A 9,912-nucleotide genomic window follows, 5' to 3' on the forward strand; every position below is an offset into this window, starting at 1 on the left:
GCGCATGAGTGCACCGACCAAACTCCGGACCGCCGTCCACAAACCTGCCGTTTACAGGCCTGCCGTTCACAGGCATTTCCACCGCCTGGCCTGGCTCGCCGTCGCGCTCGCGCTCGGCGTGATCGTGTTCGGCGCGTTCGTGCGGCTGTCGAACGCGGGCCTGAGCTGCCCCGACTGGCCGACCTGCTATGGCCGCGCGACCTGGCCGGCCGTCGCGCAGGACGTGAGCGAACACGCCGCCAGCGCGATCCGTCCCTTCGAAACCCACAAGGCATGGCGCGAGCAGGTGCACCGCATGATCGCGGGCCTGCTCGGCGTGCTGGTGCTGACGCTGGCGCTGCTCGCGGCCCGCCGGCGCACGCGCGGCGTCTGGCAGGTGGCCTTCGCAGCGGTGCTGGTGGCGGTCGCGGTGGCGCTCTACATCCAGGGCCAGCACACGTCGGCGTCACTGCTGGCGGTCACCGGCGAGGCGATCCTGCTGGTCGCGGCGTGGCGCTGGAGCAACACCGACCTGAGCCGCGTAGCGGTGCTCACGCTGGCGGTGATCATCTTCCAGGCCCTGCTGGGCATGTGGACGGTGACATGGCTGCTCAAGCCCATCGTGGTCATGGGCCACCTGCTGGGCGGACTGACCACGTTCTCGCTGCTCGCCTGGATGGCGTGGCGCGCAACCGGCCAGCCGATCCAGCTTGCCGAAGCCGTGGCGATGCGGCGCTGGGTGATCCTCGGCCTGGTGCTGCTGGCGCTGCAGATCGCGCTCGGCGGCTGGACCAGCGCCAACTACGCCGCGCTCGCCTGCGGCAACGACTTCCCGCAGTGCGTGGGCCAGTGGTGGCCGGCGCACGACTTCCGCGAGGGCTTCGTGCTCTGGCGCGGCATCGGCGTGGACTACGAAGGCGGCATCCTCGATGGCCAGTCGCGCATCGCGATCCAGCTTGCGCACCGGACGATGGCGCTGGTCGTGCTCGTCTACCTGCTGTGGCTGGCGCTGAAACTGCTGCGCACGCCGGGCATGCGCGGCTGGGGCGGGCTGCTGGCGACGCTGGCGCTGGCGCAGGTCGCGCTCGGCATCGCCAACGTCAAGCTCGGCCTGCCGCTGAAGGTGGCCGTCATGCACAACGCGGGCGCCGCACTGCTGCTGTTCGTGCTGGTGTCGCTGCTCGCGCGCCTGCGCGCGCCGGAGCATTGAACGCATGAGCGGCACGCTGCGACAGTACTTCGATCTGACCAAGCCGCGCGTCGTCGCGCTGATCGTGTTCACCGCGCTGGTCGGCATGCTGCTGGCCATCGACGGCCTGCCGACGCTGGAGGAAACCCGGCACGGCTTGCTCGGCTTCCTCGGCATCTGGCTGGCGGCGTCCAGCGCCGCGGCGATCAACCAGCTGCTCGATGCGCGCATCGACGCGAAGATGGCGCGCACCTCCTGGCGTCCGATCGTCGCGGGCCAGATCACCCCGCGCCAGGCCCTGGCGTTCGCGCTGATCCTGGGCGCGTTGTCGATGCTGGTGCTGGTGCTGTGGGTCAACCTCGTGACCGCGCTGCTCACCTTTGCATCATTGATCGGGTATGCGGTGATCTACACCGTGTTCCTCAAGCGCGCCACGCCGCAGAACATCGTGATCGGCGGCATCGCCGGCGCGGCGCCGCCGCTGCTGGGCTGGGCCTCGATCACCGGCATGCGCGGCGAATGGGACTGGCCGCACGCCTTGCTGCTGGTGCTGATCATCTTCGTGTGGACGCCACCGCATTTCTGGGCGCTGGCGATCTTCCGCCGCGAGGACTACCGCAAGGCGATGGTGCCGATGCTGCCGGTGACGCACGGGGTCGAATACACGCGTTGGCAGATCCTGTTCTACACCGTGCTGCTCGTCGTGGTGACGGTGCTGCCGTTCGCCGCCGGCATGAGCGGCTGGTTCTATCTCGGCGGGGCGCTGGTGCTGGGCGCGATGTTCATCTGGCACGCGTGGAAGCTGATGGACCCGCCCGACGAGCTGTATGCGATGAAGGTGTTCAGCTATTCCATCGTCTACCTGATGGCCCTGTTCGCCTTCCTGCTCGTCGACCACTGGCTGCTGCCATGGCTGCAGCCGATGGCGCCGTTCGAACTGCAGCGGGTCGGCTGACGCCGGGCCGCGTTCCACCACCCAGGGGAAATCCAACATGTCATCCATTCGCGTCCTTACGCTGTCGCTGCTGTGCCTGCTGCCACTCGGCGCCGCGCAGGCAGCCGACAAGGGCAGTGCCATCGTGTCGGCCGCGCACATGCTCGACGTGCGCAGTGGCCGCATGCTCGACAACGTCGTGGTCGTGGTCGAGGACGGTCGCATCAAGCAGGTCGCGCATGGCCCGGGCGCCGCCATCATCGGCCTGGACATGCCGCGCTATGACCTCGGCGAGATGACCCTGCTGCCGGGCCTGATCGACATGCACGTGCACCTCGACAGCGACCCCACCTACGGCGGCTACACCAGCCTGCAGTTCGGCGATCGTTTCTGGTCGGTGCTGACCGTGCCGCACGCGCAGAAGACGCTGTTCGCCGGCTTCACCACCGTGCGCAACGTCGGCGCCAGCAACTGGAACGACGTGGGCCTGCGCCAGGCCATCGAGGAGGGCAAGGTGGTCGGGCCGCGCGTGGTGACGGCCACCTACGCCATCGGTGCCACCGGCGGGCATTGCGATTCGACCTTCTTCCCGCCGTCGATGGACGAAAAAGGCGCCTACAACATCGACAGCCCCGAGGAGGCGCGCAAGGTCGTGCGCACGCTGCACAAATACGGCGCGCAGGTGATCAAGATCTGCGCCACAGGCGGTGTGTTCTCGCACGGCGACGAGCCGGGCGCGCAGCAGCTCACGCTGGAGGAAATGGAGGCGGTCGTCGACGAGGCGCACATGGCCGACATGAAGGTGGCCGCGCACGCGCACGGCGCCGCCGGCATCAAGGCCGCGATCCGCGCCGGCGTCGACACCATCGAGCACGCCAGCCTGATCGACGACGAAGGCATCAAGCTGGCGAAGCAGCGCGGCGCCTGGCTGTCGATGGACATCTACAACACCGAGTACACGCAGTCCGAAGGCAAGAAGAACGGCGTGCTCGAGGACAACCTGCGCAAGGACCGCGAGATCGCCGACGTGCAGCGCGAGAACTTCCGCAAGGCGCACGCCGCCGGCGCGAAGATGATCTTCGGCACCGACGCCGGCGTCTATCCGCATGGCGACAACGCCAGGCAGTTCCGCTGGATGGTGAAGTACGGCATGACGCCGACGCAGGCGATCCAGGCGGCGACGGTGAATGCCGCCGAAGCCCTGGGCCGCAACGATCGCGGCGTGATCGAAGCAGGCCGCCTTGCCGACCTGATCGCCGTGCCCGGCGATCCGACCGCGGACGTGACGCTGCTGGAGTCGGTGCCTTTCGTGATGAAGGGCGGCGACGTGGTGAAGGACGCGCGCAAGTAACGCGGCGCGGCCGCCGCGCCTCAGGCGGGAAAAGTCAGCGTCGTCGTCGTCCCGCTGCCGTGGTCCGAGGCGATGCTCAGGCGCCAGCCCAGGTGTTCGCACAGGCGCGAGATCAGGTCCATGCCGATGCCGTCGCTGCGCTCGCCGCCGCCCCGGGCGATGCGCGCGTAGATCGCGCTGATCTCCTCCGGCGTCATGCCGTGGCCGGGATCGTCGATCACCACGGTCGCCGGCGCTTGCAGCCGCACCGTGATCTCGCCGCGGTCGCTGTGCTCGATCGCGTTGCGCAGCAGGTTGCCGATCGCCGCCTGCACGATCGGCAGAGGCGCCAGGACCTCGTGCGTGGGCGCGGGGACGAACGCGATGTCGAGGGCCTTGTCGCGGGTGAGATGACGATGGTCCTCGATGATTTCCGGCAGCAACCGCTCGAGCGCGACGCGATCGCTGGACTGCGACAGGCGCGCGGGATCCTTCGCCAGCACCAGCAGCAGTGAGATCAATTCCTCGACATCGCGCGCCGTGCGGCGGATGCGGGCGAGCTGGTGGCGCGCGCCCGCCGGCAGGTCGTGCGGTTGCAGCGCCAGTTCGGCAGCGCCGGAAATCACCGCGATAGGAGTTCGCAGCTCATGGCTGGCGGTGTCGATGAACGCCCGTTCGCGCTCGACGAAGCGATGGTTGCGCTGCAGGTAGTCGTTGAGCGCATCGGCGATGACGCGCAGTTCGGAGCTGGCGGAGTCGTGCACTTCGACCCGCTGTGCGGGCAGGCCCGGGCGCAGGTGGCTGATCTGTTCGGCCATCCGGCTGATCGGGCGCACCATCCGGCTGGTCGCCCAACCCACGAGCAGTCCCAGCACTACGATCAGGAGCAGCGAGGCGCCCACCACGCCCACCGCGGTGTGCGCTTCGCGCCGCTCGAAGTCGGTGATGTCGAGCGCGAGGATCAGTGCGCGGCCATCGACTTCGCGCACGAGCACGACATAGGTGTCGGTGCCGATGATGACTCCGTCATGCAGGCCCGGTCCGATGCCGCGCAGCGAAGGCGGCAGCGCCGCCGTGTCGCGGCTGTCGTAGAGCGCCATGTTGTTGGTGTTGTTCCAGCGATAGCCGGGGTCGTCGTGCATGCGCTCGACGGTGTGGTCGAGTTCGGACGAGAGCATGGTGCGCCAGACCAGGCGTTCGGCGCGCTCGTGCACGAGGTTGCCCTGGGCGATGACCACGAGCGACAGCAGCACTACGTAGCCGAGCAGGGCCAGCAGGATGCGGCGGCGCAGGCTGTTGCGCTTGGGGGCGGCGGCTGCGGCGTCAGTACTCATCTTCGGCGGTGTCCGCTGTGTCCCTGTCGGACGCTTCAAGGACCGCGAGCCGGTAGCCCATGCGCGGCAGGGTGTGGATCAGTTTCGTCGCGAAGGGGCCATCGACGGCGCGCCGCAACTCGTACACGTGCGAGCGCAGCATGTCGCCATCCGGCGGACTGTCGCCCCACAACCCGCGCTCGAGGCGTTCGCGTGGCACGGCCGCCGGACTCGCCTGCATCAGCATTTCGAGCAGCTTGCGGCCCGCGGGGTACAGGTGCAGCGAGCGTCCACCGCGGGTGGCTTCCAGGGTGGTGAGGTCGAGCCTGAGGTCGGCGACCTGGAGGGCGCGACGGCCGGGGCCGCCGCGCGCGCGCGCGGCCAGCGCCTCGATCCGCACCTCCAGCTCGGGCAGGTCGAATGGCTTGGTGAGGTAGTCGTCGGCGCCGCCACGGAAGCTGCCGACCTTGTCTTCGAGTTCGGCGCGCGCGGTGAGCATCAACACCGGCACCTGCCGACCCGCATCGCGCAGGCGCGTGAGCAGTTCGCGGCCGTCCATGCGCGGCAGCACCCAGTCGAGGATGATCGCGTCGTAGTCCTGGGACAGCGCGAGATGCAGGCCGGTGGGACCGTCGGGCGCGGCATCGAGCGTGTAGCCGCGGCCTTCGAAGTACTCGAACAGGTTCGCCACCAGGTTCCGGTTGTCCTCCACCACCAGTACGCGCATGCGTCGCTCTTCCCTCGTAATGGCAGGCGCGGGTTCGCGCCGGGCACTCCGCGGGCGCGGGAACGCCAGCGAAGCGTGGCGACGATAGCACCCGCGCACGCAGCGCCAATGCTGGCTGCCACCAAGGACTGAATGTCGGGAAACGTGAACGGTGCACGGCGTTTAACGGATTGCGAATGCGGCTCCCACCGTTCTCCGACGACTCCGGCCCGACCATCTGCGGTCGCTTTGAAAGAACTCCCGATCCGCCGCATGCCGCTTCCTGTTTCCGACCTTTCCCCGCCGGTGCTCGTGCCGCCCGTGGCCGCACCCGCGCGGGCGGCGGTTCAGGCCTGGCGAGCCCCCGGCTTCTACTGGAAGCACGGCCTGCTGCCGCTGCTGGTGCTGGCCGCCTTCTTCGCCGTCTGGTCCCTGGCGCACGGCGACCTGTGGCTGGCGGACCGGCTGTATGCGTGGGAAGGCCATGCGTGGGCGCTGCGCCATGCCTGGCTCAACGAGAAGCTGATCCACGTCGCCGGCCGCGAGCTGAGCACGGCGGCCTGGCTGGCGGTGCTGGCCGCCTGGCTGGTGGCCCGCTTCCGGCCATCCTGGGCGCACCTGCGCCGGCCGCTGCTGTACCTGCTGGCCGCGACCGCGCTGTCGACGCTGCTGGTGGCCTGGATCAAGTCGTGGTCGAACGTCGACTGCCCGTGGGACCTGGTCCGCTACGGCGGCGCGCGGCCCTACATCGGCCTGTTCGAACTGCGCCCGGCCGGGCTCGGCCGCGGGGTGTGCTTTCCTGCCGGCCACGCCGGTGGCGGTTACACCTGGCTGGCCCTGTACTTCTTCCTGCTGGCCGTGAATCCGCGGCTGCGCTGGCTCGGCTTGGGCGTCGGCCTCGGCGCTGGGCTGCTGTTCGGCATCTCCCAGCAACTGCGCGGCGCCCACTTCCTCTCCCATGACATCGCCGCCGTGGCGATCTGCTGGATCTGCGCGGTTGTGCTCCAGCGCGCGTTCTGGAGAGGGGCGGATCGACTACAGTCCCCGGTCGCGGCGACCGAGCCCGCGCCGCCCGTTCCTTCGGCAGTACCCTACCCATGAGTTTCGTTCCCAGCCTTCCGGTCGGGCGCCTGTCGCGCTTGGCGTCGTGGGGCGCGCGCGCCGCCCGTTTCCGTCCCGAGCTGAGCATCGAGGCGCTGGCGCTGATCGCCAGCCTCTTCTTCACGCTGACCAGCAACCAGACCTTCTTCCGTGCCGTCGCCGCCACCGGCGCGCTGCAGGGTGGCGCTGGCGCGCTCACGATGGCGAGCCTGTTCGTCGCCATCACCGCGTTGCACACGATCCTGCTGTGCGTGCTGCTCAACCGCTGGGCCGCGAAACCGCTGCTGAGCGTGCTGCTGGTCGCCAGCGCCGCTGCCGCGTATTTCATGGCGGCGTACACCGTGTATTTCGACGCCGACATGCTGCGCAACATCCTGCATACCGATGGCAAGGAATCGCACGAACTGGTGTCGTTCGCGGCCCTGCCGTCGCTGCTGCTCAACGGCGTGCTCCCCGCGGTGCTGCTGTGGCGCGTGCGCTTGAAGCGGCGTCCGCTGCTGCGCGCGCTGGGCGTGCGCCTGGCCTGCATCGTGCTGGCGTTGGTGGTGGCGGCGGTCGCGTTGCTGGCGTCGTTCCAGAGCACCTCCGCGCTGATGCGCAACCACAAGGAACTGCGCTACCTGGTCACGCCGGGCAACTACCTGGTCTCGCTGGTGCAGGTCGCGCAGGATGCCCATGCCGATCGCAACCGCCCGCGCGAGCCGGTGGGAACGCAGGCCAAGGTCGTCGGCCGTCCGCTCGGCGCGAAGCCGCGCCTGCTCGTGCTGGTCGTCGGCGAGACCGTGCGTGCGCAGAACTGGGGCATGAACGGCTACATCCGCCAGACCACGCCGCAGCTGGCGGCGATGCGGCAGTCGCCGTCGGGTCCGGTCAACTTCTCGCAGGTCCAGGCCTGTGGCTCGAGCACCGAGATCTCGCTGCCGTGCATGTTCTCGCCGTATGGCCGCGCCCACTACGACAAGGACCGCATCAAGCATTCCGAATCGTTGCTGCACGTGCTCGAGCACGCCGGCATCAAGACCCTCTGGCGCGACAACCAGACCGGTTGCAAGGGCGTGTGCGAAGGCCTGGCCTTCGAATCCTTCGAGCACGGCGACGTGGCCGGTGCCTGCACCAAGGACGGCTGCCTGGACGAAGCGATGCTGCACGGCCTGTCCGAGCGCGTGGCCGCGCAACCCGGTGACCAGGTCGTGGTGCTGCACCAGCTCGGCAACCACGGGCCTGCGTACTACACGCGCTATCCCGCACGCCTGAACCGCTTCACCCCGGTGTGCGCGACCTCCGACCTCAACCAGTGCAGCCGCGAGCAGATCGTCAACGCGTACGACAACGCCGTGCTCTACACCGACGACTTCCTCGCGCGCACGATCCGCCTGCTCGGTGAGCAGAGCGGCCGCGACACCGCGCTGATCTACCTGTCCGACCACGGTGAGTCGCTGGGCGAAAACGGCTTGTTCCTGCATGGCGTGCCCTATGCGATCGCGCCGGACACCCAGACCCGCGTGCCGATGGTGATGTGGCTGTCGCCCGGTTTCGCGGCGTCGCGCGGCATCGACACGGCATGCCTGAAGGCACACAGCGCCGACCCCGTCAGCCAGGACAACCTGTTCCATTCCGTGCTCGGCGCGATGCAGGTGAGCACGAAGGAATACGACGCCAAGCTCGACCTGTTCGCGCGTTGCGAAGGCAGCGGAGCGGGCAAGGTGCTGGCCGCGCCTTGATCGAACGCGCTTAATCGAAGCGGTAGCTCAGTTGCAGCCGGAAGCTGGTCAAGGGATCGTTTTCGCGTGAGGACTCGGGGTTGCGTTGCACGGTGAGGGGAACGTAGAGAATCTCCGCGCCCCAGTGCCAATGCCTGGCCAGGTCACGATTCGCTCCGATCGCAAGATAAGGAACCACGTCCTGCGTCGTCAGGCGCGAGCGATCCCTGACGTCGTAAGTCAGTGCATCCACTTGCACTTCCAGCTCGGTGCGTATCAGCCCCAGGCTTGCATGCCAACGCCAGGGAGCCTGGTCCAGGCTCGAGGTCAGTTCGAAACCGTAATAGTTCAATTGCGCGTGATCGTCCGACGCCGCCTGGCATCCAGCGGGGTTGCGTTCGATGTCGGAAATGCCGGCGAGCTCACCCGGACAGGTGATATCGCCTGACACTGCGCCATGTTGCCCAAGGACGCGGGCCGACAGGGCGTAGCGTCCCCGCTCGATCACCCTTCGGCCGATGGCGGCCGCAACAAGGTTGCGAGACCGGGTGTTGTTGATCGAAACCGGCGGTGTGTAGCCCAGCTCGGCGACCCAGCCCGCCGGCAGCCCGGCCATTACCCTGATTCGCCCGAGCACTGGAGTGCGATTCAAGTCTTCGGACTTGAAGCCGTTGAAGCCGACTCTCTGCTGTTCCTCGCTCAAATGCGGGATATGCCCCAGCTCCACGCCAACCTGCCACTGTCCGGGTGCCAGCGCCGGTGTTTCGCCAAATCCGGTCATGAAAGTCGTCGCGGCGAAGTAGTTCATCGCCCAGGCCTCCGGACGGTCGGGGGCCAGTCTCTCGTCGTTGCGGATTACGGTCTGGGCGCGCGCGTCGGCGCACGCCACCAAGAGGGTCGACAGGAAGATGGATCGCGCGCCCATGCTCGTCGCCTCACCGCCATACCGTTGCAGGGGTTAGGCTGGCTTCGGGGCCAGCCGAACCCGTCGCATGATAGTCGAACCGATTGCCGGTCCACGGGTATTTACGCGTGTCACCCTTCGCGAGGAATGAACGCGCGGGGATGCATTGTCAGCGCGCGGCAGAACGAGCTTCGCCCTCAGGAAGTGGGTCGAACCGGCCGGCCAGAACACCAAGAGCGTGGGGTGTGCCATGCAATCACGTCGAACGTCTGCCCGGATGCTCCAGTTGCCGCGGATCGGCGGTGGCGCTTTCCGATCCGACGAAAGACATGGCCCCATGTCCCGGCGCGGCAGCCATCGCCTCATGGAAGTCCGATGGTCGACCGTTTTTTTTGGTGTGTTGCTTTCGGCCAGTGCGTCCGCTGCGGACCACGTCGTGACCGCGCTTTCCAACCTTACCTTCTCGCCGAAAAACCTCACTATTGCCGCCGGCGACACGGTGACGTTCCGAAATGGCGGCGGCTTGCACAACGTGACCTCGGCTCCGGGGGCGGCGACGGCTTTTCGTTGTGCCAACGGTTGCGATGGTGCCGGCGGAAGCGGCAACCCAAGCAGCGCGTCCTGGTCGGCGACCGTCACCTTTCCGGTTGCGGGAATGGTTGGCTTCTACTGCGAGATACACGGCTCTCCCGGTGTAGGCATGGCGGGCACGATCACCGTCACTGGCGCGCCGCCGCCGCCGCCGCCGCCGCCGCC

At 68.1% G+C, this 9,912-nt stretch carries 9 protein-coding genes; 6 read left to right on the forward strand and 3 right to left on the reverse strand.

Annotation, left to right across the window (positions count from 1 at the left end; all coding sequences use genetic code 11):
* The first annotated feature begins 4 nt into the window (after positions 1–4).
* From ACYVGE_RS07175 to ACYVGE_RS07185, 3 genes are read left to right on the forward strand one after another with little or no spacing between them, the layout of a single operon-like run.
* The gene (locus ACYVGE_RS07175) at positions 5–1,189 is read left to right on the forward strand and encodes a COX15/CtaA family protein (protein ID WP_460728473.1); all 1,185 of its coding nucleotides are present in this window, start codon (positions 5–7) and stop codon (positions 1,187–1,189) included.
* A 4-nt stretch (positions 1,190–1,193) separates the two neighbouring features.
* Positions 1,194–2,123: a heme o synthase gene (cyoE, locus tag ACYVGE_RS07180; RefSeq protein WP_460728475.1), complete on the forward strand. Its 930-nt coding sequence runs from the start codon at positions 1,194–1,196 to the stop codon at positions 2,121–2,123.
* Between the two features lie 37 nt (positions 2,124–2,160).
* Entirely contained in the window at positions 2,161–3,453 is a 1,293-nt protein-coding gene (locus ACYVGE_RS07185) for a Xaa-Pro dipeptidase (protein ID WP_460728477.1), read from the forward strand.
* A 20-nt stretch (positions 3,454–3,473) separates the two neighbouring features.
* Here the strand turns inward: ACYVGE_RS07185 and ACYVGE_RS07190 are convergent, their stop codons facing one another.
* Both ACYVGE_RS07190 and ACYVGE_RS07195 read right to left on the reverse strand, forming a co-directional pair.
* Complete coding sequence (locus tag ACYVGE_RS07190) at positions 3,474–4,766, reverse strand: sensor histidine kinase (RefSeq protein WP_460728479.1); 1,293 nt, start codon at positions 4,764–4,766, stop codon at positions 3,474–3,476.
* Positions 4,756–5,472, reverse strand: coding sequence for a response regulator transcription factor (locus ACYVGE_RS07195; protein WP_460728481.1), 717 nt, complete (start codon positions 5,470–5,472; stop codon positions 4,756–4,758). Before ACYVGE_RS07195 ends, ACYVGE_RS07190 begins: the two co-directional genes overlap by 11 nt.
* A gap of 252 nt (positions 5,473–5,724) precedes the next feature.
* On the opposite strand from ACYVGE_RS07195, the gene ACYVGE_RS07200 reads away from it, so the two are divergent.
* Positions 5,725–6,552 (forward strand): phosphatase PAP2 family protein, encoded by an 828-nt coding sequence (locus tag ACYVGE_RS07200; RefSeq protein ID WP_460728483.1) that lies wholly within the window; start codon positions 5,725–5,727, stop codon positions 6,550–6,552.
* Positions 6,549–8,273: a phosphoethanolamine transferase gene (locus ACYVGE_RS07205; protein ID WP_460728485.1), complete on the forward strand. Its 1,725-nt coding sequence runs from the start codon at positions 6,549–6,551 to the stop codon at positions 8,271–8,273. Before ACYVGE_RS07200 ends, ACYVGE_RS07205 begins: the two co-directional genes overlap by 4 nt.
* A 10-nt stretch (positions 8,274–8,283) precedes the next feature.
* Here the strand turns inward: ACYVGE_RS07205 and ACYVGE_RS07210 are convergent, their stop codons facing one another.
* Positions 8,284–9,177: a hypothetical protein gene (locus ACYVGE_RS07210; protein ID WP_460728487.1), complete on the reverse strand. Its 894-nt coding sequence runs from the start codon at positions 9,175–9,177 to the stop codon at positions 8,284–8,286.
* A 316-nt stretch (positions 9,178–9,493) separates the two neighbouring features.
* Between ACYVGE_RS07210 and ACYVGE_RS07215 the strand changes: the two genes are divergently transcribed.
* On the forward strand, positions 9,494–9,912 hold a 419-nt coding region (locus ACYVGE_RS07215), incomplete at its 3' end, for a cupredoxin domain-containing protein (RefSeq protein WP_460728489.1).

The sequence above is a fragment of the Lysobacter rhizosphaerae genome (assembly GCF_054779795.1).